Annotated in this window: 30 protein-coding genes and 1 tRNA gene; 29 read left to right on the forward strand and 2 right to left on the reverse strand. The window is 34.7% G+C overall.

The features are described 5' to 3' along the window. Positions 1–919 precede the first annotated feature (919 nt). Positions 920–2,098 carry an ABC transporter substrate-binding protein gene (locus tag ACFOWM_RS11810; RefSeq protein WP_379710334.1) on the reverse strand — a complete coding sequence of 393 codons (1,179 nt, stop codon included), beginning with the start codon at positions 2,096–2,098 and terminating at the stop codon, positions 920–922. Positions 2,099–2,211: 113 nt separating this feature from the next. Beyond that, positions 2,212–3,747 (reverse strand): glutamine-hydrolyzing GMP synthase, encoded by a 1,536-nt coding sequence (guaA, locus tag ACFOWM_RS11815; RefSeq protein ID WP_379710336.1) that lies wholly within the window; start codon positions 3,745–3,747, stop codon positions 2,212–2,214. A 232-nt stretch (positions 3,748–3,979) separates the two neighbouring features. On the opposite strand from guaA, the gene ACFOWM_RS11820 reads away from it, so the two are divergent. From ACFOWM_RS11820 to ACFOWM_RS11960, 29 genes are all read left to right on the forward strand, one after another. Then, on the forward strand, positions 3,980–4,687 hold the full coding sequence (locus tag ACFOWM_RS11820; protein ID WP_379710338.1) for a head GIN domain-containing protein: 708 nt from the start codon (positions 3,980–3,982) through the stop codon (positions 4,685–4,687). Positions 4,688–4,819: 132 nt separating this feature from the next. Further along, positions 4,820–5,125 (forward strand): 30S ribosomal protein S10, encoded by a 306-nt coding sequence (rpsJ, locus tag ACFOWM_RS11825; protein ID WP_379710341.1) that lies wholly within the window; start codon positions 4,820–4,822, stop codon positions 5,123–5,125. 102 nt (positions 5,126–5,227) lie between these two features. Beyond that, on the forward strand, positions 5,228–5,845 hold the full coding sequence (gene rplC, locus ACFOWM_RS11830) for a 50S ribosomal protein L3 (RefSeq protein WP_379710343.1): 618 nt from the start codon (positions 5,228–5,230) through the stop codon (positions 5,843–5,845). Positions 5,846–5,847: 2 nt separating this feature from the next. After that, entirely contained in the window at positions 5,848–6,480 is a 633-nt protein-coding gene (gene rplD / locus ACFOWM_RS11835) for a 50S ribosomal protein L4 (RefSeq protein ID WP_379710345.1), read from the forward strand. 31 nt (positions 6,481–6,511) lie between these two features. Beyond that, positions 6,512–6,811, forward strand: a complete 300-nt coding sequence (gene rplW, locus ACFOWM_RS11840; RefSeq protein WP_379710348.1) for a 50S ribosomal protein L23 — start codon at positions 6,512–6,514, stop codon at positions 6,809–6,811. Positions 6,812–6,875: 64 nt separating this feature from the next. Next, positions 6,876–7,715, forward strand: coding sequence for a 50S ribosomal protein L2 (gene rplB, locus ACFOWM_RS11845; protein WP_379710350.1), 840 nt, complete (start codon positions 6,876–6,878; stop codon positions 7,713–7,715). A gap of 53 nt (positions 7,716–7,768) precedes the next feature. Then, positions 7,769–8,038 (forward strand): 30S ribosomal protein S19, encoded by a 270-nt coding sequence (gene rpsS / locus ACFOWM_RS11850; protein ID WP_379710352.1) that lies wholly within the window; start codon positions 7,769–7,771, stop codon positions 8,036–8,038. 62 nt (positions 8,039–8,100) lie between these two features. Beyond that, positions 8,101–8,556, forward strand: a complete 456-nt coding sequence (gene rplV, locus ACFOWM_RS11855; protein WP_379710354.1) for a 50S ribosomal protein L22 — start codon at positions 8,101–8,103, stop codon at positions 8,554–8,556. Between the two features lie 44 nt (positions 8,557–8,600). After that, positions 8,601–9,386 (forward strand): 30S ribosomal protein S3, encoded by a 786-nt coding sequence (gene rpsC, locus ACFOWM_RS11860; protein WP_379710356.1) that lies wholly within the window; start codon positions 8,601–8,603, stop codon positions 9,384–9,386. Positions 9,387–9,468: 82 nt separating this feature from the next. Continuing rightward, positions 9,469–9,888 (forward strand): 50S ribosomal protein L16, encoded by a 420-nt coding sequence (gene rplP / locus ACFOWM_RS11865; RefSeq protein WP_379710359.1) that lies wholly within the window; start codon positions 9,469–9,471, stop codon positions 9,886–9,888. 64 nt (positions 9,889–9,952) lie between these two features. After that, on the forward strand, positions 9,953–10,162 hold the full coding sequence (gene rpmC, locus ACFOWM_RS11870) for a 50S ribosomal protein L29 (protein ID WP_379710362.1): 210 nt from the start codon (positions 9,953–9,955) through the stop codon (positions 10,160–10,162). A gap of 21 nt (positions 10,163–10,183) precedes the next feature. Next, complete coding sequence (gene rpsQ, locus ACFOWM_RS11875) at positions 10,184–10,444, forward strand: 30S ribosomal protein S17 (protein ID WP_379710364.1); 261 nt, start codon at positions 10,184–10,186, stop codon at positions 10,442–10,444. A gap of 88 nt (positions 10,445–10,532) precedes the next feature. Continuing rightward, complete coding sequence (rplN, locus tag ACFOWM_RS11880; RefSeq protein WP_379710366.1) at positions 10,533–10,901, forward strand: 50S ribosomal protein L14; 369 nt, start codon at positions 10,533–10,535, stop codon at positions 10,899–10,901. Between the two features lie 103 nt (positions 10,902–11,004). Next, entirely contained in the window at positions 11,005–11,343 is a 339-nt protein-coding gene (gene rplX, locus ACFOWM_RS11885; RefSeq protein WP_379710368.1) for a 50S ribosomal protein L24, read from the forward strand. Continuing rightward, positions 11,343–11,918, forward strand: a complete 576-nt coding sequence (gene rplE / locus ACFOWM_RS11890; protein ID WP_379710370.1) for a 50S ribosomal protein L5 — start codon at positions 11,343–11,345, stop codon at positions 11,916–11,918. Before rplX ends, rplE begins: the two co-directional genes overlap by 1 nt. Positions 11,919–11,997: 79 nt before the next feature. Beyond that, positions 11,998–12,267, forward strand: a complete 270-nt coding sequence (gene rpsN, locus ACFOWM_RS11895; protein WP_379710372.1) for a 30S ribosomal protein S14 — start codon at positions 11,998–12,000, stop codon at positions 12,265–12,267. 85 nt (positions 12,268–12,352) lie between these two features. Next, entirely contained in the window at positions 12,353–12,751 is a 399-nt protein-coding gene (gene rpsH / locus ACFOWM_RS11900) for a 30S ribosomal protein S8 (protein ID WP_379710374.1), read from the forward strand. A gap of 105 nt (positions 12,752–12,856) precedes the next feature. Beyond that, on the forward strand, positions 12,857–13,411 hold the full coding sequence (rplF, locus tag ACFOWM_RS11905; RefSeq protein ID WP_379710377.1) for a 50S ribosomal protein L6: 555 nt from the start codon (positions 12,857–12,859) through the stop codon (positions 13,409–13,411). Positions 13,412–13,509: 98 nt separating this feature from the next. Further along, entirely contained in the window at positions 13,510–13,863 is a 354-nt protein-coding gene (rplR, locus tag ACFOWM_RS11910; RefSeq protein ID WP_379710380.1) for a 50S ribosomal protein L18, read from the forward strand. A gap of 38 nt (positions 13,864–13,901) precedes the next feature. Beyond that, entirely contained in the window at positions 13,902–14,420 is a 519-nt protein-coding gene (rpsE, locus tag ACFOWM_RS11915) for a 30S ribosomal protein S5 (RefSeq protein ID WP_379710383.1), read from the forward strand. A 57-nt stretch (positions 14,421–14,477) separates the two neighbouring features. After that, positions 14,478–14,657 (forward strand): 50S ribosomal protein L30, encoded by a 180-nt coding sequence (gene rpmD, locus ACFOWM_RS11920; protein WP_379710385.1) that lies wholly within the window; start codon positions 14,478–14,480, stop codon positions 14,655–14,657. Between the two features lie 75 nt (positions 14,658–14,732). Beyond that, on the forward strand, positions 14,733–15,182 hold the full coding sequence (gene rplO / locus ACFOWM_RS11925; RefSeq protein WP_379710387.1) for a 50S ribosomal protein L15: 450 nt from the start codon (positions 14,733–14,735) through the stop codon (positions 15,180–15,182). Between the two features lie 76 nt (positions 15,183–15,258). Further along, a complete protein-coding gene (secY, locus tag ACFOWM_RS11930) occupies positions 15,259–16,593 on the forward strand; it encodes a preprotein translocase subunit SecY (RefSeq protein ID WP_379710389.1) in 1,335 nt (444 codons plus the stop codon). A 70-nt stretch (positions 16,594–16,663) separates the two neighbouring features. After that, positions 16,664–17,467, forward strand: a complete 804-nt coding sequence (map, locus tag ACFOWM_RS11935) for a type I methionyl aminopeptidase (RefSeq protein ID WP_379710391.1) — start codon at positions 16,664–16,666, stop codon at positions 17,465–17,467. Positions 17,468–17,475: 8 nt separating this feature from the next. Continuing rightward, positions 17,476–18,702, forward strand: coding sequence for a BaiN/RdsA family NAD(P)/FAD-dependent oxidoreductase (locus ACFOWM_RS11940; protein ID WP_379710393.1), 1,227 nt, complete (start codon positions 17,476–17,478; stop codon positions 18,700–18,702). 64 nt (positions 18,703–18,766) lie between these two features. Beyond that, entirely contained in the window at positions 18,767–19,861 is a 1,095-nt protein-coding gene (locus ACFOWM_RS11945; RefSeq protein WP_379710396.1) for an LptF/LptG family permease, read from the forward strand. Positions 19,862–20,085: 224 nt separating this feature from the next. Beyond that, a complete protein-coding gene (locus tag ACFOWM_RS11950; protein WP_379710398.1) occupies positions 20,086–21,411 on the forward strand; it encodes a citrate (Si)-synthase, eukaryotic in 1,326 nt (441 codons plus the stop codon). Between the two features lie 88 nt (positions 21,412–21,499). Then, a tRNA-Ala gene (locus ACFOWM_RS11955) sits at positions 21,500–21,572 on the forward strand. Positions 21,573–21,629: 57 nt separating this feature from the next. Then, positions 21,630–22,157 (forward strand): DinB family protein, encoded by a 528-nt coding sequence (locus ACFOWM_RS11960; RefSeq protein ID WP_379710400.1) that lies wholly within the window; start codon positions 21,630–21,632, stop codon positions 22,155–22,157. Position 22,158: the final 1 nt, after the last annotated feature.

Consider the following 22,158-nt stretch of genomic DNA (forward strand, 5'->3'; position numbering starts at 1 on the left):
CCATACCGATCCGCCGCGGCGGATAAGCCCCTCATGTTATGGTGGTACTGCACAACAATGTGGGAGAGTAGGTAGCCGCCATATTTATTTAATAAAAGCCTTTCAGTAATGAGAGGCTTTTTTTATGTACCTACTTGAAATAGTTGATCATCCATCTAACTCCAATCCACTCTACCTCCCCCTGAAATCATACACATTTTATTATGTAGCCCATACCGATCCGCCCCGGCGGATAAGCCCCTCATGTTATGGTGTTACTGCAAAATAATGTGGGAGAGTAGGTAGCAGCCATATTTATTTAAGAAAAGCCTTTCAGTAATGAGAGGCTTTTTTATGTATCTACTTGAAATAGTTGATCATCCATCTAACTCCAATCACTCTACCCCCCCTGAAATCATAAACATTTTATTATGCAGACCATACCGATCCGCCGCGGCGGATAAGCCTTCTTCTGTGCAAATGTTTCTTATGCATCCACTTGAAATAGTTGATTATCTATTTTTAAGTATTGGTATGTTGCTTTTCGAAGAGGATTAAAATTTATAAGGAAAATGACACTTTATCATTTATTCTAATAAAATACCAGCTTATTTAATTCTGAGTAACAGCTTTATAGAGCTATCACAACTTTTTTCAACTTAACGCTTTTATTTATTCTGTAATAACGACTGTAATTAACTATAAATGTTGTTGTGCTATATATAATAACACGGGCTTTTCATGATAGTAACTCGTTACTATTATGAAAAGTATATTTAAAAAGTTGAAAAACCGTACCATGCTGATCTAGCCCTGATAGTAGCGGGTACCCTGCAGCTGAAGCCTTTGTGTGGGGGCTTTGTGGCGAAGCGTAATAGCGAATAGCAGGCTTAAGATTGTTGATACTGTAATGCTGTTATTGCTTCAAAGCAAATAAAAGTTACCAAGCTTTTAATATTTTACCATTTATAATTTTCATGAAATACAAATGTTTGTTTTCAAAATAATCAGGTATAGATGACTTTTTTGAAAGGTATATTGGTTGAAAATTATAATCATTAAATACTTTGTAAGCATATTCGTTTAGATGGCTCATAAAATCGTTAGGATACCTTGAGATTAAACGACTAAATAGATAAGCGGTTTCGTACCCTTTATAGGTCATATCTGACGGTACACCTTTAAATTTTTTGCTATAAATATTTTGTACACGTTTACTAAAATCATCTGTTTTGGTGTTGGTGTATGGTGTAGTATAAAGTATTGCAAAATCTTTTAAATTCGCTTTTTTCAATGCCGCAAATCCATCCCAATTGGGCATACCTATAAGTTGAATTGCGTATGATTTTTTTAATGAATATGCTGCTTCTGAGATGGCCTGCCCAAAATCTTCATTTAAGCTAGCAGCGATTATGATGGATTTTTTATTACTGTCCAACTTGTTTTGAAGGGTAGTAAAGTCATCTTCAAAATTTAATGTTTGTATATTTAAAAGTGGTTTTCCATCAACTTCATTTATTTGTTTTATATAGTTTGCTATTTTATCTTCTTGTGCACCTTTTTTTCTGCATAGATAAATTTTATCGTTGCCATGATTTTGCAAAACGTAGCTATAAATAGCTTCGCAATGTGTTTTTAGTGTTGAATTAAGGATTACAAGAAAGGGGTTTGCAGTTATGCCTCCATCATTAGGATAGGTTGCAGAAATAAAAGGTATATTTTTACCCTTTGCAAAGTTAGCAAGGTCAGTAAATTCTGCATCTTTTACTGCGCCAATAATAACATCGATACTATCTAATTTATGATTTTGTATTAACCAACCTACATTTTGTACATAAGCTTTTGAATCATAAATGTATGATTGAATGTTGCCGTTTGGTAACGGAATACTATCTAAAGCTATTTGAGCACCTTGTACAAAATCTAAACCTTGTTGAATGAATTTTGGGAAGTTTTTATTGTATTTATAATTACCATTTTCATTAAAAACAGAATCTAAATATAGTGGTGCAAAAATGGCAACTTTGGTTGTTTTAAAATTAATTGCACTGGTTTGTGCATTTGCAAAAAATTGAAAACATAAAATAATTCCTACTAATAATATTATATTTTTTTTCATGTGTTTATAATTTAACAACTTTCACATGTAATTCTTCAAAAAACACATCACAAAGTTTTTTATTTATTGCGGATTATTTTACAATTTTATTAAAAATGCATTGTTATTACTTGTTACTCCCACTCAATGGTTGCAGGTGGTTTGCTGCTAATATCGTACACAACCCTGTTGATTCCTTTAACATTGTTAATAATTTCGTTACTAACTTCTGCTAAAAATTCGTAAGGTAAGTGGGCCCAATCTGCCGTCATACCATCAACCGAAGTTACTGCCCTTAATGCAACGGTAAATTCATACGTTCGTTCATCGCCCATTACACCAACACTTTTAACAGGAAGTAAAATAGTACCAGCTTGCCAAACTTTATCGTACAATTGGTGTTTTTTTAATAAATCTGAATAAACTGCATCAGCATCTTGCAATAACTGTACCTTTTCTGGTGTAACTTCTCCTAAAATTCTGATGGCTAAGCCAGGACCAGGAAACGGGTGCCTACCTAACATACTTGCAGGTATACCTAATTCTGCTCCAATTTTTCGTACTTCATCTTTAAATAATGAACGAAGTGGTTCAACTATTTTCAGTTTCATTTTTTCAGGAAGGCCACCAACATTATGATGCGATTTAATTGTAACTGCTGGGCCATGAACGGCAGCAGATTCAATTACGTCAGGGTAAATGGTACCTTGGCCTAGGTATGAAATACCTGTTAATTTTGTGGCTTCTTCATCGAAAACATCAATAAAACTTGTTCCAATTGCTTTTCTTTTCTCCTCAGGATCAGTTTTACCAGCTAATCTATTGTAAAATAGTTCCGATGCATCAACTCCTTTAACATTTAGGCCTAACTTTTTATAAATTTCAAGTACTTCTTCAAATTCATTTTTACGTAGTACGCCATTATTTACAAATATGCCGTATAGGTTGCTGCCAATAGCTTTGTGTAATAATGTAGCGGCTACCGTACTATCCACTCCACCACTGAGGCCCATTACCACTTTACTATCACCTAATTGAATTTTTAATGCGGCAACTGTTTCGGAAATGAAATGGGCTGCCGTCCAATCTTTTTTGCAACCACATATTTTTACTAAAAAGTTATCAATGATTTTTTTACCCTCGGTTGAGTGGTAAACCTCTGGGTGAAACTGTAAACCCACTACGGGGTTTTTAGTTGTATTGTTGCTTTCAAAAGCTGCTACTGGTATATTTTCAGTGTCGCCAAGCAGCACAAAGCCATCAGGTAACATTTTAATGGTATCGCTATGGCTCATCCACACTTGGGTAGATTTATTTATACCATCAAAAAGAATGTGTTGATTAATTATATTTAAAAATGCCCTTCCATATTCTCTTTTATTACTTTTAGCAACAGTGCCACCAAAAAGTTTAGCGGTGAGTTGAGCACCATAACAAATACCTAGTACAGGCACTTTATCAGCAATTGTTGCAATATCTACATTGGGAGCATCAGGTTCATTTACACTGCAAGGCGATCCGGATAATATGATACCTTTTAAATTTGCATCAAATTCAAAAGTTTTGTTATATGGTATAATTTCACAAAATACGTTCGCTTCTCTTACTACACGGGCAATTAATTGGGTGTATTGCGAACCAAAGTCGAGTATTAAAATTTTATCTGTCATAAATGTGTGCAAATGTAAATATTTCTTTAGATGTTAGGGTTGAGAATGTTGAAATAAGATTGTTTGATTTGAGAAATATTACATTTATTTAATAATGCTGCTAAACTATAAAAAATACATTGACAAATTATTTCATAAAAGCCTATAAAGCCATTCATCAAAATAAAATAAATGATCCATTTAAAAGATGTTAATTTCAATTTTTATCATTTTAACATAAAATAGAAACTAAATGAAATATTTTTTATTCGTAATTATTTCCATTTCGATACTTGCATCATGTAAAATGCGAAGAATAACGGGCAGTGGCAATATAATTACAAAAACAAGGCAGTTAAATTCATTTACAAGCATTAGTGCAAGCGGTGGTATTACTGTTGATATTCAATATGGGCCGCAAACCTCTGTGGTTGTAGAGGCAGATGATAATTTAGAGCCTTACATTGAAACAAAAGTTGTTGGTGGCAAATTATCAATCGCAATTGAAAAATATACCAGTTTTAGAAATACAACCATGTTTGTACATATTACAATGCCATACGTTGAAGGTATTAGTACATCAGCATCAGCCACCGTTACCACAAAAACAATTATGAAAGGAAATAATGAGGTTGATTTAAAAGCTAGTAGTGGTTCTAAAATTACCGTGAATTTAGACGCACCAACTATAAAGGCTGATGCAAGTAGTGGTGCAGAAATAAATACTGCTGGCTTTACTAAAAATGCAATTACAAGTGCCTCAAGCGGTAGCAACATCAACTTTGCTGACTTAAAAGCAGAAACAGCATCGGCAAACGTAAGTAGCGGTGCAACCATTAATATTTTTGCAAGTATAAAGGTAAATGCAACGGCTAGTAGTGGCGGAAATATATCGTATAGGGGAGGCGCCAAGGAAATTGTAAAAAATGAGAGTAGTGGTGGGTCGGTAAATGAAGAATAATAGTATTTCTATGGTAGCAAAGCGTTAATGGCAAAGTTTTTTGAAAATTCTTTTCAAAAAACTTTGCCATTTAAAATACATCGCTTACTTTTGCACTCCAAATAAAAAATGGAATTTTAAAGTTCTTTATATATGTCACAACGAATCAGAATAAAATTACAGTCTTACGACCACAATTTAGTTGATAAATCGGCTGAGAAGATTGTAAAAACAGTACGCAGTACAGGCGCAGTAGTAACAGGACCTATTCCTTTACCTACTCAAAAGAAAATTTTTACTGTATTGCGTTCTCCTCACGTAAACAAGAAAGCTCGTGAGCAGTTCCAATTGTGTACGCACAAGCGTTTGTTAGATATCTACACCAGTAGTAGTCGTACGGTAGATGCACTTAGTAAATTAGATTTACCAAGTGGTGTGGATGTTGAAATAAAGGCCTAATGAACCTTCCTGTTAATCAGGAAAGGCAAAAGGTAAGTTCTTAAAAGAAAATTAAAACACCTATCTCCTCATAAATGGAGCGCTGGGTAATAAACAGATACAATGAAAAGTATTATTGGAAAGAAAATTGGTATGACCAGTATCTTTGATACAACAGGCAAGCAAACTGCCGTTACTATCATTGAAGCTGGACCATGTGTGGTAACACAAAAGAAAACTGTTGAAACAGACGGTTACAACGCTCTACAAATCGCATTCGGCGATAAAAAAGAAAAGCACTCTCTCAAATCGGAAATTGCACACTTCGCAAAAGCTAATACCGCTCCGAAAAAAGTAGTTAAAGAAATCCGCGATAGCGAAATCGATAAAAATGTTGGTGATGAAATCACAGTTGACATTTTTGCTGAAGGCGACAAAATTGAAGTTGTTGGTACTACCAAAGGTAAAGGTTTCCAAGGTGTTGTAAAACGCCATGGCTTTAGTGGTGTGGGTGAGCAATCTCATGGTCAGCATGATCGTCAAAGAGCACCAGGTTCAATCGGTAACTCATCAGATGCTAGTCGTGTATTTAAAGGTATGCGTATGGCTGGTCGTATGGGCGGCGATAAAGTGAAAATGAAAGGCCTTAAAATAGTTAAGATTTTCGCTGAGAAAAATTACATATTGGTAAGTGGTTCGGTTCCGGGCCATAATGGTTCAATCGTTTTAATACAGAAATAATTATGCAACTCGATATAATAAACTCAAAAGGGGAAAAAACTGGAAGAACAGTTGAATTACCGGAAGCAATTTTCGGAATCGAACCTAACGATCACGTAATTTATCTTGCAGTAAAGCAATACATGGGCGCTCAACGTCAAGGTACGCACAAGGTAAAAACAAGAATGGAAGTTAAAGGTTCTTCTAAAAAATTGCACAAGCAAAAAGGTACTGGTGGTGCTCGTAAGGGTAACTTACGTAACCCTATTTACAAAGGTGGTGGTAGTATCTTTGGCCCTAAGCCGCACAAATATGATATCAAATTAAACCGTAAGGTGAAAGATTTGGCTAAAATGAGTGCTTTGGCCTATAAAGCAAAAGAAAATAACATTGTAGTTTTAGAAGATTTGCATATGGATGCCCCTAAAACTAAAACATTTACAGGTGTATTGAAGAGTTTAAACATGGGTCGTAAAAAATCTTTGTTTGTTATACCTGAATACAATGATAACTTCTACCTAAGCTTGCGTAATGTACCAGGTGTAAATGGAACTGTTATTAGTGATATGAACACATACGATATTTTAAATGCTAATGTGTTGGTTTTATCTGAAAGTGCAGCAAAATTGTTCACTGAAGAAGCAGTAGCAGAATAATAAATTAGCTCATAAGCAAATTGACAAAATCATGAACTTATCAAACGTTTTAATTAAGCCAGTTTTATCTGAAAAAGCTAACAAGCAGTCAGAAAAAATGAATCGCTACACTTTTGTAGTTGATAGAAAGGCTAATAAACTTGAAATAAAGAAAGCTGTAGAACAATTTTACGGTGTACAAGTTGAAGAAGTAAATACTTCAATTGTTCCTTCTAAATTAAAAGCAAAATACACAAAAGCAGGTTTTATTGTTGGTCGTAAACCAGCAAAGAAAAAAGCAATTGTAACTGTTGCAGAAGGTGAAACTATCGATGTATACAGCGCAGGTTAATAACCAATAATTTTAAATGAATGGTGGTCAACACCGCAAAGTTTTGACAAAAAAGTAATTAAAAATGGCACTTAGAAAATACAAACCGACCACAGCAGGTACAAGATGGAGAATAGGTAATGCTTATGCTGAAATTACCACAAATACTCCAGAAAAAAGTTTATTAGAAAAGCAAAAAAATACTGCTGGTCGTAACTCACAAGGTCGTAGAAGCATGCGTTATATGGGTGGTGGTAACAAAACCATGTATCGTATTATTGATTTTAAAAGAAATAAGAAAGATATACCAGCTACTGTTAAAACAATTGAGTACGATCCAAACCGTACAGCATTTATCGCTTTATTAGCGTATGCTGATGGTGAAAAACGTTACATCATTGCTCCAGCAGGTTTACAAGTTGGACAAACTGTAATTAGTGGCGATGCTGCAGTACCAGAATTAGGTAATGCATTAATGTTCAAAAACATGCCATTAGGTACCAACGTTCACAATATTGAAATGCAACCTGGTCAAGGTGGTATTTTAGTAAGAAGTGCAGGTACATCAGCACAATTGAGTAACAAGGAAGAAAAATATGCCATTCTTAAAATGCCAAGTGGTGAATTAAGAAGAGTATTGATCAATTGCTATGCAACTGTAGGTGTTGTTTCTAACAGCGATCATAGTTTGGAAAGTGCAGGTAAAGCTGGTCGTAACCGTTGGAAAGGTATTCGTCCACGTACAAGAGCTGTAGCGATGAACCCAGTAGATCACCCAATGGGTGGTGGTGAAGGTAGAGCTTCAGGTGGTCACCCACGTAGCCGTAAAGGTAAATACGCAAAAGGTCAAATTACTCGTACTCGTGGTAAAGGATCAGATAAAATGATTATCCAACGTAAAAACGGAAAGAAATTAAGTAAGTAATTTTTAATTGTTAAAATGCTCTAGTAATAGAGAAATAAACAAAAATATATATCATGAGTCGTTCATTAAAAAAAGGTCCTTATATCGAAGCTAAGCTAGAAGCAAAAATCATAGCAATGGCTGAAGGTAAAACAAAGAAAGGAGTGATTAAAACTTGGAGCCGTAGAAGTACAATTTCTCCAGATTTCGTAGGTCAAACTTTCGCAGTACATAACGGTAATAAATTTATTCCAGTTTATGTAACAGAATTTATGGTAGGTCATAAATTAGGTGAATTTGCACCAACAAGAAATTTTAGAGGTCACTCAAACAAAAAAGGATAAAAGCGGTTTTGAGTAAAAGCTAATAACATCAGCACATACTTAAAACTAATAATTATAAAAAAATGGAAGCAGTAGCAAAATTAAATAATGAACCAACATCACCAAGAAAGATGCGCTTATTGGCTGATCTAGTACGTGGTATGAAGGTAGAAAAGGCTTTAGCTGTTTTAGAGCACAATCCAAAACACTCGTCTGTTCCTTTACGTAAGCTTATTCTTTCTGCAATAAGCAACTGGAAAGCTAAAAACGAAGGTGCTGATGAAAGTGGTTTAATAGTTAAAACTATTTATGTAGATGGTGCAAGAGTTATCAAGCGTATGCGCCCTGCACCACAAGGTCGTGGTTACAGAGTACGTAAGCGTAGCAACCATGTAACTGTTTTTGTTGATACAGTTGCTGAAGTAACTGCAAAGCCAGCAAAAAAAGTAGCCGTAGCTGAAGAGAAAGCAGTAGCTGTTAAAAAGCCAGCTGCAAAAAAAACAGCAACTAAGAAAAAAGCAAATTCAGAAACCGAATAAAATAAATGAACCTTCTGTTTAATCAGTTGGACTAAATAAATACTATGGGTCAGAAAACAAATCCGATAGGTGCAAGGTTAGGAATCACACGTGGATGGGATAGCAATTGGTATGCTCACAAAAAAGATTATGCAAAAAAGTTAATTGAAGATGATCGTATCAGAAATTACTTAAATGCACGTATCAATAAAGGTGGTATTGCTAAAATTGTTATTGAGCGTACATTAAACAAACTAATCGTTACCATTCATACTTCTAAGCCAGGTATCATCATCGGTAAAGGTGGTGGTGAGGTTGATAGAATTAAGGAAGAGTTGAAAAAATTATGTGGTAAAGAAGATGTTCAAATCAATATTTTAGAAATACGTCGTCCTGAGTTAGATGCAGCTATTGTTGCTGATACAATTGCTCGTCAATTAGAAAACCGTATTAGTTACAAACGTGCTATCAAAATGGCTATTGCCTCAGCTTTAAGAATGGGTGCTGAAGGTATCAAAGTAAAAGTAGGTGGTCGTTTAGGTGGTGCTGAAATTGCTCGTAGCGAAGAAATTAAGCAAGGTCGTACGCCATTACACACTTTACGTATGGATATTGATTATGCAAACGTATTTGCTTTAACGGTTTATGGTAAAATCGGTATCAAAGTATGGATCTGTAAAGGTGAAGTATTAGGTAAGAGAGATTTAAACCCGAATGTTTTAGCGGGTGCTAAAAATGATGGTCAAGAAAGACAAGGTGGTTTTGAAAGAAGAGATGACAGAAGAGGTGGTGATGATAGACGTGGCGGTGGAAGAGGTGGTGATGATAGAAGAGGCGGTGGCAGAAGATAATACTGCGGTAAAATTAAATAACACATTAACAGTTGAACTAGATTGAACAATGTTTCAATCTTAAATCAAAAATAGAATTACGATGTTACAACCAAAAAGAACCTTACACAGAAAAACGCAAAAGGGTCGCATGAAAGGTGATACCAAACGTGGTGCAACCTTAGCTTTCGGTACATTTGGCTTAAAAGCTTTAGATAGTGTTTGGCTTACAAACAGACAAATTGAAAGTGCTCGTCAAGCAATGACACGTGCAATGAAAAGAGAAGGTAATGTTTGGATCAGAGTTTTCCCTGACAAACCAATTACTGCAAAGCCAGCTGAAGTAAGGATGGGTAAAGGTAAAGGTAACCCAGAAGGTTGGGCTGCAATTGTACAACCAGGTCGTATCTTATTTGAGGCTGATGGTGTATCAGAAGAAATTGCAAAAAATGCATTTGCTTTAGCTGCACAAAAGCTTCCTATTTTAACGAAATTTATCGTTAGTAGAGATTACTCAGGATAATAACAAAGTTTACTGTAAGCAATACAGTATAGAACAATAATTGTGAATGTTCAAATAATAGATGATGTCAAAAAAACACGATTTCGCTCAAAGCCTTCAAGGTTTATCTGAAGCAGATCTTAAGGTAAAAATTAAGGAAGATGAAATGCGCATGAAGAAATTAACTTTTGCTCATGCAATTGCACCTCTAGAAAATCCTCAAAGCATACGTGCATTGAGAAGAGATATTGCTCGTCTTAAAACGCAACTTAGAAAAACTCAGATCGGGGCATAATAACCCTTAAAACGCATAATAATGGAGATAGTAAGAAATATAAGAAAAACAAGAACAGGTGTTGTATCTAGCAACAAAATGGATAAAACCATTACTGTTAATGTTGAAAGAAAAGTAAAGCACCCTTTGTATGGTAAGTTCCTTAAAAAAACTACCAAATTACATGCTCATGATGAAAAAAATGAGTGCAGTATAGGTGATACTGTTAAAATAATGGAAACTCGTCCATTAAGTAAAACAAAGCGTTGGAGATTGGTTGAAGTAATTGAGAAAGTAAAGTAATGTTGGTATCGTGTAAATGGACATACGTCATTTATAACAACAAAACATTCATCTAAATACTAAGTACGTAGTACTAAAAAATAAAAAAATGATTCAGCAAGAAAGCAGACTAAACGTAGCGGATAACAGTGGTGCTAAAGAAGTACTTTGTATTCGTGTATTGGGAAATAGCGGTCAAGATTACGCTAAAATCGGCGATAAAATCGTAGTTACTGTAAAAGATGCTATGCCTGCAGGTGGTATCAAAAAAGGTACTGTAACTAAAGCAGTTATCGTTCGTACTGTAAATAAATTACGTCGTAAAGATGGTTCTTATATTCGTTTTGATGACAATGCAGTTGTATTGTTAAACAATTCTGACGAGCCAAGAGGTACACGTATTTTTGGCCCAGTTGCTCGTGAATTGAGAGATAAAGGATATATGAAAATTATTTCTTTAGCTCCTGAAGTATTGTAAGCCACTTAATTATTGAGTTTTCAATAATTACTTTCAATATTTATTAGCAGGTGCATAACATCTGTATAACAAAAGAAAAAAAGCTGCAAAGCGACATAATAAAATGAGTACAAGATTCAAACCAAAGTTCAGCATAAAAAAAGGTGACACTGTAGTAGTAATTACAGGTGATGATAAGGATTTAAAGAAGCCTCGTAAAGTGTTGGAAGTTATATTGGATAAAGGACGTGTTTTGGTAGAAGGTGTAAACATCGTAACCAAACACACTAAACCAACAGCACAAAATACCAAAGGTGGTATTGTTAAAGTGGAAGCGCCAATAGCTATTAGTAATGTAATGCTATGGGATGCAAAAGCTGGTGCTGCAACAAAAATTAAACGCACCCGTGAAAACGGTAAACTGATACGTGTAACAAAAAAATCAGGGGAGGTAATTAACTAATGAGCACAACAGCAACAACCCAAAGATTAGCAGCTAAGTATAAAAACGAAGTTATACCTGCTTTGATGAAGAAATTCAGTTATAAAACTGTAATGCAAGCACCTAAATTAACCAAAATTTGTTTAAACCGTGGTGTTAATGGCGCAGTAAATGACAAAAAATTAATCGATGTAGCTATTGATGAATTAACAAACATCACTGGTCAAAAAGCAGTAGCTACTTATTCTAAAAAAGATATCTCAAACTTTAAATTGCGTAAGAACATGCCAATTGGTGCAAGAGTTACTTTACGTGGTGAAAAAATGTATGAGTTTCTTGACAGATTAGTTGCAGTTTCATTACCTCGTGTTCGTGATTTTAAAGGTATCAATGACAAAGCTTTTGATGGTAGAGGTAACTACACTTTAGGTGTAACGGAGCAAATCATTTTCCCAGAAATTGATATTGATAAAGTAAATAAAATTACTGGTTTAGATATCACTTTCGTAACTACTGCTACTACTAACGAAGAAGCATATGAATTGTTGAAAGAATTAGGTATGCCTTTCAAAAACATCAAAAATAATTCTAACTAAAAATATTACGAATAGATTATTTCAGTAGTGGTTAATAATGAAGTTAGCCTTTATTTGAAAGTCGTAAACAATAAATAATATGGCAAAAAAATCAATTGAAGCCAGGCAAAGAAAAAGAGAAGCCATTGTAGCGAAATTTGCTGAAAAAAGAGCCGCTTTGAAAGAAGCTGGTGATTATGCGGCATTAGATGCTTTACCAAAAAATGCTTCTCCAGTACGCTTGAGAAATCGTTGTCAATTAACTGGTCGTCCTCGTGGTTACATGCGCCACTTTGGTGTTAACCGTATTACTTTTAGAGATATGGCTTTGGCAGGTAAAATTCCAGGTGTAACAAAAGCAAGCTGGTAGTTTTACTCATCCAACTTCATTATAACATATACGAAGTAGGATATCGCATTGTAAAATATTATTAAAAAACTTAACAAAGAAAACAATGGTTACTGATCCGATAGCAGATTATTTAACAAGAATTAGAAATGCTCAAATGGCTAATCACCGTATTGTAGAGATACCTGCTAGCAATTTGAAAAAGCGTATCACTGAAATTTTATACGATAAAGGTTATATCCTTAAATATAAATTTGAAGAAGATAATAAACAAGGTATCATCAAAATTGCATTAAAATATGATGCAGTTACGAAACAACCGGCTATTAAAAGTTTAGAAAGAATTAGTCGTCCGGGTTTACGTACTTACGCAAAACCAGATGAATTTAGAAGAGTTAAAAATGGTTTAGGCGTTGCAATCATTTCAACCTCAAAAGGTGTAATGACTGATAAAGAAGCAAAGATTCAAAATGTAGGTGGCGAAGTGCTTTGCAATATTTACTAAACTAATTATTCGTTTTTGATTATAGTGGTTGATTGAATATTAAGCCATCTATACAGGCTGAAATCGGTCAATAACAATTAAAAGTAACCACACAATTTATAAATTATGAGTCGTATAGGAAAAAAGCCAGTTGAAATTCCAGCAGGCGTTACTATCACAGTTGGAAAAGACAACGAAGTAGTTGTTAAGGGTCCAAAAGGTGAATTAAAACAAACCATTGATAGAGATATCATTGTAGATATACAAGGTAATACACTTGAATTAAAGCGTCCTACTGAACAAATTCGTCATAGAGCAATGCACGGTTTATATCGTTCATTAATCAGTAACATGGTTAAAGGTGTTACTGAAGGCTTCAAAAAAGAATTAGAATTAGTTGGTGTTGGTTACAAAGCTGTTAACACTGGTAATTTGTTAGATTTAGCCTTAGGTTATTCTCACAATATTGTATTAGAAGTACCAAGTGAATTGAAAGTAGCTACTGTTACTGAAAAAGGTAAAAACCCAATTATCACTTTAGAAAGTACTGATAAACAACTTTTAGGTGCCGTTTGTGCTAAAATTAGAAGCTTACGTAAGCCAGAACCATACAAAGGTAAAGGTGTTAAGTTTGTAGGTGAAGTTTTAAGAAGAAAAGCTGGTAAATCTGCAGGTAAATAGTTGTAACTTTGCAAAACTTTTAAAAGTATTGTATTTATAACGAGTATTTTAAAATAGAAATCTTTTCCGGCAGTATCGGAAATATAAATTAAAGAATAATGAACAATAAGTCACAAGCAAGACAAAAGATACGTTACCGCATTCGTAAAAAAGTTAGTGGTACTTCATCTGTTCCACGTTTATCTGTATTCAGAAGTAACGTTGAAATTTATGCTCAATTAATTGATGACGCAACAGGTGTTACTATTACAGGAGCTTCATCTTTACAAAAAGATATCAGTGCTCAAAAAGTAGCTAAAACTGCTAAAAGTAAAATGGTAGGTGAAGCTATTGCAAGAAAAGCAATTGAATTAGGTATCGAAAAAGTTGTTTTTGATCGTAGTGGTTATATTTACCATGGTCGTATTAAAGCTGTTGCTGAAGGTGCAAGGGAAGGTGGATTGAAATTCTAATCTTCTGTATCGAAATTCTAAATAAGTAAATTGAAATAATGTCAAACGTAATTGTAAATAAAATGAAAGCTGGCGACCTTGAATTAAAAGAAAAGGTTGTTGCTATTAACCGTGTGGTAAAGACTACTAAAGGTGGTCGTGCTTTCAGCTTTTCTGCACTTGTTGTTGTAGGAAATGGTGCAGGTGTTGTAGGTCATGGTTTAGGTAAAGCTAAAGAAGTACAAGAAGCTATTACAAAAGGTATTGAAGATGCAAAAAAGAATTTAATTAAAGTTCCGGTAATGCATGGTACAATTCCTCATGATCAATTAAGTAAAGAAGGTGCTGCAAAGGTTTTAATAAAGCCAGCTGCTCATGGTACTGGTGTAATTGCCGGTGGTAGCATGCGTGCCGTTTTAGAAAGTGCTGGTATTACTGACGTTTTAGCTAAAAACTTAGGTTCTGCAAATCCGCAAAACGTAGTTAAAGCAACTGTAAAAGCTTTAGCAAGTTTGAGAGAACCAGTGCAGGTTTCTAGAACTCGTAACATCTCTTTAAAGAAAGTATTTAACGGGTAATCAATTACCACATTATAGAAACATTTATCCGCTGGATAACAATATAAATTCTTAGTGATGAAAAAAATTAAAGTAACCCAAGTAAAAAGTGTAATCGACCGTTCTGAACGCCAAAAAAGAACGATGGAAGCATTGGGTTTAAAAAAAATGCATAGCACAGTAGAAAAAGAAGCTACTCCTCAAATTTTAGGTATGATCACAAAAGTGAGCCACCTTGTAAAAGTAGAAGAAGCTTAATAGTCTCAACAAATTATACATTAACAAAAGCGAGCCCCGAATGCTTTCGGGGCGTAAGTTTAAAATAAAAGCAACATGAATTTACATACTCTAAAGCCTGCAAAAGGCGCAACGCATAAAGAAAAAAGAATTGGTCGTGGTGAAGCTAGTGGTAAAGGTGGTACCTCTACAAAAGGTAACAAAGGTGGTCAAAGTAGAGCTGGTTACAAAAGCAAAAAAGCTTTTGAAGGTGGTCAAATGCCTATTCAACGTAGAATACCAAAACGTGGTTTCAAAAATATTAATCGTGTAGAATACAAAGCTATCAACTTAGGTAAAATTGATCACTATGCAGAAAAATATGGTATCACTGAATTTAGTTTGCAAAATTTATACATCAATGGTTTAATAGGCCAAAATGATTTAGTGAAAATTTTAGCAAATGGCGAAATTACTGGTAAATACACTTTTAAAGTAAACGCAGTTAGCGAAAAAGCTAAAGCTGCTATTGAAGCAGCAGGCGGTACTGTTGAAATAGTGAAATAATTTACCGATATTTGTTAACGCATTTAAATATGCGTTTTTTTCTTTTTAGTGCATCACAAAAACCGACATTAATTCAGTGAAGAAGTTTATAACTACACTTAAAAATATTTGGAGCATAGAGGAATTACGTAGCAAAATAGTTTTCACACTAGGCTTGTTATTTATTTACAGACTTGGCTCTTTTATCGTATTACCTGGTATTGATCCTAACCAATTAGCAAACTTAAGTAACAACTCTAAAGGTGGTATGCTAGGTTTGTTAGATGCTTTTGTGGGGGGCGCTTTTTCTAAAGCTTCTATATTCGCATTAGGTATTATGCCTTATATTTCAGCTTCAATTTTTATGCAATTGATGACCATTTTAGTACCTCAAATGGCTAAAGTGCAAAAAGAAGGTGAAAGTGGTAGAAAAAAAATCAATCAATGGACTCGTTACTTAACTGTTGCTGTAACAGCTTTTCAAGCGGCAGCATACATTGGTTATTTAAAGAGCCCAGGAAATGCAGAAGCTTTAATACCTGCTTATGGTAGCTTCTTCTGGATTTCTACAGTAGTTATTTTAACAGTAGGTACATTATTCGTAATGTGGTTAGGTGAAAAAATTACTGACAAAGGTTTAGGTAATGGTACTTCAATCATCATCATGGTTGGTATTTTAGCTCGTCTCCCACAAGCTATCAGAGAAGAATTTAATTCTCGTATTACCATGGGTGCAGGTGGTTTGTTATTGTTATTAATTGAATTTGTTTTCTTGATTGCTATTATTATGGGATTAATTATGTTGGTACAAGGTACACGTAAAGTTCCTGTAAATTATGCAAAGCAAATTGTAGGCAATCGTCAGTTTGGTGGCGCTCGTAACTTTTTACCTTTAAAAGTGAATGCAGCAGGTGTAATGCCTATCATTTTTGCTCAAGCTATTTTATTCTTTATCGGTTTTATAGTTGGTTTAGGTAACAGTTCTTCAAAAGCATTTTTAAGTGATCATACCAACGTTTGGTATATGATTATTTATTCAGTTGCGGTTATTGCCTTTACTTTCTTATACACGGCTTTAATTTTCAACCCTAAGCAAATGGCTGATGAATTAAAGCGTAACAATGGTTTTATTCCTGGTGTTAAGCCTGGTCAACCAACTGCTGATTATATTGGTACTATTATGGATAGAATTACTTTGCCAGGTGCTATTTTATTAGCATTGGTAGGTATTTTACCAGGTTTGTTCCAATTAGTATTCAAAATGCAATTAAACTTCTCTACCTTCTTTGGTGGTACATCATTACTAATTATGGTTGGGGTTGTTTTAGATACATTACAACAAATAGAAACGCAATTACTAATGCGTCAATATGATGGCTTAATGAGTAGTGGTAGAATGCAGGGCAGACAAGCTGTTCCATCAGGAATGTAGTATAAAACTAATTAAATGATTAACAGCCCTGGCGTCACAAACGTCAGGGTTTGTTTTAATTAACCATTTTATGATTCATATAAAATCTAAAGAAGAAATTGAAATCATGCGCCATAGCTGCTTATTAGTTGGCGAAGCGCATGCTGTTATAGCTAAAGAATTAAAAGCAGGTATAACGCCGCATTACATTAATAAAGTTGTTGAAACCTTTATACTAGATAATGGCGGCACACCGTCTTTCAAAAACTACCATGGGTACCCATACGCAACTTGTATATCAGTTAATGCTGCAGTGGTACACGGTTTCCCAACTGATGTACCGCTTAAAGATGGTGACATTATTTCATTAGATATTGGTATTTATAAAAATGGCTTTCATGGTGATAGTGCATATACCTACGCTATTGGATCTATTGCTGCTGATGTTCAGCAATTGCTAAGGGTTACTAAAGAGTCGTTATACATCGGTATAGAAAAAGCAAGAGCAGGCAATCGTATTGGTGATATTGGTGCTGCTATTCAAGAGTATACTGAAAAGAAGCATGGATATGGTGTGGTAAGAGATTTAGTGGGCCATGGTTTGGGTAGAAGTATGCATGAAGATCCTCAAGTGCCTAATTATGGTAAACGAGGTACAAAAGAAAAATTAAAAGAAGGAATGGTGTTGGCAATTGAGCCGATGATAAATATGGGTGTAAAAGAAGTAGTTCACTTAGAAGATGGTTGGACCATTTTGACAAAAGATGGTAAACCTTCAGCCCATTTTGAGCATGATGTACATGTTACTAAAAATGGTCCTGATATTTTGAGTTCATTCGAAGCTATTGAGGCAGCAGAAAAAGCTAACCCTAATTTATTTTGGAGTCATTCATAAACTAGCATATGCAGCAAAAAAAACTGGTTGTAATAGGAGGAGGTGCTGCAGGCTTTTTTTGTGCAGTAAATGCTGCAAGGCTGAATCCTCAGCTACAGGTTACCATCGTAGAAAAATCATCGAAGCTTTTAAGTAAAGTAAAAGTAAGTGGCGGTGGCCGTTGCAATGTTACGCATGCTTGTTTTAGCATTGCAGATATGGTGAAGAAATATCCAAGAGGTGCTAGTTTTCTGAAAAAAGCTTTTCATCATTTTTTTACTACAGATACTATTCAATGGTTTGAACACAGGGGTGTACAGTTAAAAACCGAAGCTGATGGTCGCATGTTTCCTACCACCAATAATTCGCAAACTATTATTGATTGTTTGCTAGATGAAGCCATTAAGTATAAAGTTCAAATACAAATGAATTGCGATGTTGCAGCTATTCGTAAAGTTGATACACAATGGGTTATTGAAACCACCACATCACAAAATATTACCACAGATTATGTTTGCGTAGCAGCCGGTGGTGCTCCCAAATTGTCACAAACTAATTGGTTGTCTAAACTCGGGCATACCATTGCTCCACCTGTACCATCTTTATTTACATTTAATATGCCAGGTAATGCCATTACTGCTTTAATGGGTTTAACGGTAGAACAAGTTCAGGTAAAAATTATTGGCGAAAAATATATAAGTGATGGCCCTTTACTTATTACACATTGGGGTATGAGTGGCCCTGCAATATTAAAATTATCAGCACATGCCGCTTTATTATTGGCAGAAAAAAATTATGATTTCACTGCTATCGTTAATTGGTTGCCTTCGTACAATGAAAATACATTAAGAGATCAATTTTTGAAATTACGTTTTGAATTAGCAACCCAAAAAATTCAAAATAGAAATCCATTTGGGTTACCATCGAGGTTATGGGAATATCTATTAAAAACAACAGCTATTAAAGATGATATTCGCTGGGCAGATTTACCATCGAAAGAACAAAACAAACTCATAAAAAATTTATGTGCACATGAATTTGCAGTGAAAGGTAAAACTACTTTTAAAGAAGAGTTTGTTACAGCAGGTGGTGTAATTACTGATGAAATAGATGTAAATACAATGCAGAGTAAGTTACATACAGGGTTGTTTTTTGCTGGGGAAGTTATTAATATAGATGGTGTAACTGGTGGTTTCAATTTTCAAAACGCATGGACAACCAGTTGGATTGCAGCCCAAGCCATCGCAAAAGAATAGTATTACAATAATTAACGAAATACCTATCAAAATTTATAAAAATCAGTTGTAACTTTCGCACTTTATGAAGCTACTTGATAAGTATATACTAAGTAAATACCTTACTACATTTTTCTTCTGTATTATTTTGTTTACTGCAATTGTGGTAGTGGTTGATATTAGCGAAAAAACAGATGACTTCACCAAATCACAACTATCGGCCTATCGTATAATGGTTGATTACTATTTTGGTTTTATTCCTCGAATTGATGCATTGCTATTTCCATTATTTGTATTTATTTCAGTTATATTTTTTACATCAAAAATGGCTGGTCGTTCCGAAGTTATTGCCATTTTAAGCAGTGGTGTAACATTTCGTAGGTTTTTGATGCCGTTTTTAGCTGGCGGTTTTATTTTGGCAAGTTTGCTATGGCTAGGCTATCAATACGTGGTGCCTAATGCTAATAAAAAATGGGGCGATTTTGAAAAAAAATACATTGATGTAAATACTGCTGAAGGTTTAAAAAATACATCTTACAAACAAAATTTATATTTTAAAATTGATAAAGATAGTTATGTAGGTATACGTGGTTATGATACCATTTCAAAAACAGGAAACGGTTTCTTCTATCAAAAATTCAAAGGCAATCAGTTATTGTTCAATTTAAGGGCTGCTAATTTTAATTGGGATACGGCTAAAAATAAATGGCGCTTGGTTGAAGTTACAGAACGTACCATACAACCAATTGATGAGCTTGTTGTAAATACACCTGAAAAGTTTGCCAATTATAATTTTAAACCTATTGATTTACGTAGGGATAATTATTTGAAAGATCAAATGGTTACAAGCGACCTCAATGAGTTTATTAAAAGAGAAAAAGTGAGAGGTTCAGATATGCTCAGTACATTATTAGTTGAGCGTTATAATAGAGATGCTATACCGGCCTCTGTAATCATTTTAACCATTATTGGCGCAACACTAGCATCACGAAAAGTTAGAGGGGGTAGTGGTGCCCATATTGCTATTGGTGTGGTATTAAGTATGACATATATTTTGTTCAGTCGCTTTTCAGTGGTGTTTGCCACCAAAGGAAATTTTACCCCATTTTTAGCTGCTTGGTTACCCAATATTTTGTTTGGTATATTAGCTTTTGTATTGTACAGACGTGCTGCAAAGTAATATTGAAACAACCAACAACATAGCTCCATAAAATTAAATGTTATCATTTACGAAAAATTTTATTTTATTTTTCAAATGATTTGTTTACCAAAAATTAGCATCGTAATTTTAAGGCATTGAGTTTTTTATTAATGCATTGGTTCACTTTTCTACAATTGTGAGTCATTTCAATTATTAAATAATTCAACTTCAAAAATTCTTTTACATACATAATTCTATAACAAATGGGTATTATAAAAGACAGGTTCAAAGAAAAATCAGACAAAGTTGGTGCTGAAATGAAAGAAATGCTCAAAGAGCATGGCGATAAAAAAATTGGTGAAGTAACCTTAGCGCAAGTTTATCAAGGCATGAGGGGGATTACTGGTTTGGTTACTGAAACTTCATTGTTAGATGCACAAGAAGGTATTCGTTTTAGAGGTTACTCCATACCAGAGTTACAAGAAAAACTACCAAAAGCACCAGGCGGTTCAGAGCCTTTGCCAGAAGGGTTGTTCTATTTAATGTTAGTAGGTGATTTACCAACTGAAGATGATGTACATCATTTAACCAGTGTATGGCAACGTCGCAGCCATGTGCCTAACCATGTATTTGCAACCATTGAAGCTTTACCTGCTAGTACGCACCCAATGACCCAATTTGTAGTGGCTATTATGGCATTACAAACAGAGAGTGAGTTTGCAAAGCGTTATGCAAAAGGCATGAACAAAAAAGATTATTGGGAAGCAACCTTTGATGATTCAATGGATTTAATTGCCCGACTACCACGTATTGCTGCATACATATACAGAAGAAAATATAAAAATGGTGATCACATTCAACCAAATGGATTGCTAGATTGGGCAGGTAATTTTGCTCATATGATGGGTTATGAAGATGAAGGGTTTAAAGAATTGATGCGTTTGTATATGACCATACATGCTGACCATGAAGGTGGTAACGTATCGGCACACACTACACACTTAGTTGGTTCTGCATTGAGTGACCCTTACTTAAGTTTTGCAGCTGGTATGAACGGTTTGGCTGGTCCATTACACGGTTTAGCTAACCAAGAAGTAATAAAGTGGATTTTTGAATTACGTGAACAAATTGGAACTGATTCGCCTACCAAAGAGCAAATTACAGCTTATGTTGAAAAAACATTAAGTGAAGGTAAAGTAGTACCAGGTTACGGACATGCCGTTTTGAGAAAAACAGATCCACGTTTTACAGCACAAATGGAATTTGGTAAAAAACATATGGCTGATGATACATTGGTACAAACCGTATGGAATATTTACGAAGCTGTGCCACCTATTTTAGGTAGCAAAGCAAAAATTAAAAATCCTTGGCCTAATGTTGATGCTCACAGTGGTGCATTATTAGTACACTATGGTATGGTGGAGTATGAGTTTTATACAGTACTTTTTGGTGTATCAAGAGCACTAGGTGTATTGGCTAGTTTGTGTTGGGATAGAGCCTTTGGTTTCCCATTAGAACGTCCAAAATCAATCACCAACGATTTAGTAAAAAAATGGTTAGAAGGTAAGGATGAAGTGTGGGGTGATTAAATTTAATAAAATTCAAAAAATACCCTGATCAATTTCAGGGTATTTTTTTATGTATTGTTACACCATATATTTGTAATAGATTTTACAAGGGGAATTAGCTCAGTTGGTAGAGCGCTTGCATGGCATGCAAGAGGCCAGCGGTTCGAACCCGCTATTCTCCACAATATTTAGTAAAGGCTTTCATTCATTGAAAGCCTTTACTATGTTCAAAAATTTTTATGATGAATAACCCTTTAGAAGTTTGGCAACGTGGTCCTATTGCTGAAGTACCAGCCTTATTGCAACCAGTTGCACATGCATTACTACAAGCAAGAGAAGAATTAAAAGAACTTTTTATAAACTTCGATGATGCATGGTTGTGGAAACGGCCTGCAAATGTAGCATCGCCAGCTTTTCATTTACAACATTTAGCTGGTGTGTTAGATAGGGTATTTACTTATGCTAAAGGCTTACCATTATCAGATGAGCAATTTCAACAATTATACGATGAAGATATTGCACCTCAAGCTGGTGTTACAACCATGCTATTGTTAGAAAGATTTTATAAGCAAGTTGACCTAGCAATTGCTCAATTAAAACAAACTGATATTGATACCTTAACTGAAGCAAGAGGTGTGGGTAGGCAGCAATTACCTTCAACTGTTATTGGTTTATTGGTACATGGGGCAGAGCACACCATGCGTCATTTAGGGCAACTTAGGGTTACAGTAAAAATTATTGAACATCAAAAAAATAACATTAATTAAT

This window comes from Ferruginibacter yonginensis (assembly GCF_042651465.1).
Taxonomy (GTDB): Bacteria; Bacteroidota; Bacteroidia; order Chitinophagales; family Chitinophagaceae; genus Ferruginibacter; species Ferruginibacter yonginensis.

Bases quoted from the DNA above. Each gene is read 5' to 3' on its own strand.
- rplO (WP_379710387.1), top strand. From the start codon at position 14,733: ATGAATTTACATACTCTAAAGCCTGCAAAAGGCGCAACGCATAAAGAA.
- rplD (WP_379710345.1), top strand. From the start codon at position 5,848: ATGCAACTCGATATAATAAACTCAAAAGGGGAAAAAACTGGAAGAACA.
- rplC (WP_379710343.1), top strand. From the start codon at position 5,228: ATGAAAAGTATTATTGGAAAGAAAATTGGTATGACCAGTATCTTTGAT.
- rpsN (WP_379710372.1), top strand. From the start codon at position 11,998: ATGGCAAAAAAATCAATTGAAGCCAGGCAAAGAAAAAGAGAAGCCATT.
- rpsE (WP_379710383.1), top strand. From the start codon at position 13,902: ATGTCAAACGTAATTGTAAATAAAATGAAAGCTGGCGACCTTGAATTA.
- ACFOWM_RS11945 (WP_379710396.1), top strand. From the start codon at position 18,767: ATGAAGCTACTTGATAAGTATATACTAAGTAAATACCTTACTACATTT.
- rplX (WP_379710368.1), top strand. From the start codon at position 11,005: ATGAGTACAAGATTCAAACCAAAGTTCAGCATAAAAAAAGGTGACACT.
- rpsQ (WP_379710364.1), top strand. From the start codon at position 10,184: ATGGAGATAGTAAGAAATATAAGAAAAACAAGAACAGGTGTTGTATCT.
- rplW (WP_379710348.1), top strand. From the start codon at position 6,512: ATGAACTTATCAAACGTTTTAATTAAGCCAGTTTTATCTGAAAAAGCT.
- rplP (WP_379710359.1), top strand. From the start codon at position 9,469: ATGTTACAACCAAAAAGAACCTTACACAGAAAAACGCAAAAGGGTCGC.
- guaA (WP_379710336.1), bottom strand. From the start codon at position 3,747: ATGACAGATAAAATTTTAATACTCGACTTTGGTTCGCAATACACCCAA.
- rpmC (WP_379710362.1), top strand. From the start codon at position 9,953: ATGTCAAAAAAACACGATTTCGCTCAAAGCCTTCAAGGTTTATCTGAA.
- rplR (WP_379710380.1), top strand. From the start codon at position 13,510: ATGAACAATAAGTCACAAGCAAGACAAAAGATACGTTACCGCATTCGT.
- rpsH (WP_379710374.1), top strand. From the start codon at position 12,353: ATGGTTACTGATCCGATAGCAGATTATTTAACAAGAATTAGAAATGCT.
- rplV (WP_379710354.1), top strand. From the start codon at position 8,101: ATGGAAGCAGTAGCAAAATTAAATAATGAACCAACATCACCAAGAAAG.
- rpsC (WP_379710356.1), top strand. From the start codon at position 8,601: ATGGGTCAGAAAACAAATCCGATAGGTGCAAGGTTAGGAATCACACGT.
- rpsJ (WP_379710341.1), top strand. From the start codon at position 4,820: ATGTCACAACGAATCAGAATAAAATTACAGTCTTACGACCACAATTTA.
- rplB (WP_379710350.1), top strand. From the start codon at position 6,876: ATGGCACTTAGAAAATACAAACCGACCACAGCAGGTACAAGATGGAGA.
- ACFOWM_RS11820 (WP_379710338.1), top strand. From the start codon at position 3,980: ATGAAATATTTTTTATTCGTAATTATTTCCATTTCGATACTTGCATCA.
- rplN (WP_379710366.1), top strand. From the start codon at position 10,533: ATGATTCAGCAAGAAAGCAGACTAAACGTAGCGGATAACAGTGGTGCT.
- ACFOWM_RS11950 (WP_379710398.1), top strand. From the start codon at position 20,086: ATGGGTATTATAAAAGACAGGTTCAAAGAAAAATCAGACAAAGTTGGT.
- rpmD (WP_379710385.1), top strand. From the start codon at position 14,478: ATGAAAAAAATTAAAGTAACCCAAGTAAAAAGTGTAATCGACCGTTCT.
- ACFOWM_RS11810 (WP_379710334.1), bottom strand. From the start codon at position 2,098: ATGAAAAAAAATATAATATTATTAGTAGGAATTATTTTATGTTTTCAA.
- rpsS (WP_379710352.1), top strand. From the start codon at position 7,769: ATGAGTCGTTCATTAAAAAAAGGTCCTTATATCGAAGCTAAGCTAGAA.
- map (WP_379710391.1), top strand. From the start codon at position 16,664: ATGATTCATATAAAATCTAAAGAAGAAATTGAAATCATGCGCCATAGC.
- ACFOWM_RS11940 (WP_379710393.1), top strand. From the start codon at position 17,476: ATGCAGCAAAAAAAACTGGTTGTAATAGGAGGAGGTGCTGCAGGCTTT.
- rplE (WP_379710370.1), top strand. From the start codon at position 11,343: ATGAGCACAACAGCAACAACCCAAAGATTAGCAGCTAAGTATAAAAAC.
- ACFOWM_RS11960 (WP_379710400.1), top strand. From the start codon at position 21,630: ATGATGAATAACCCTTTAGAAGTTTGGCAACGTGGTCCTATTGCTGAA.
- rplF (WP_379710377.1), top strand. From the start codon at position 12,857: ATGAGTCGTATAGGAAAAAAGCCAGTTGAAATTCCAGCAGGCGTTACT.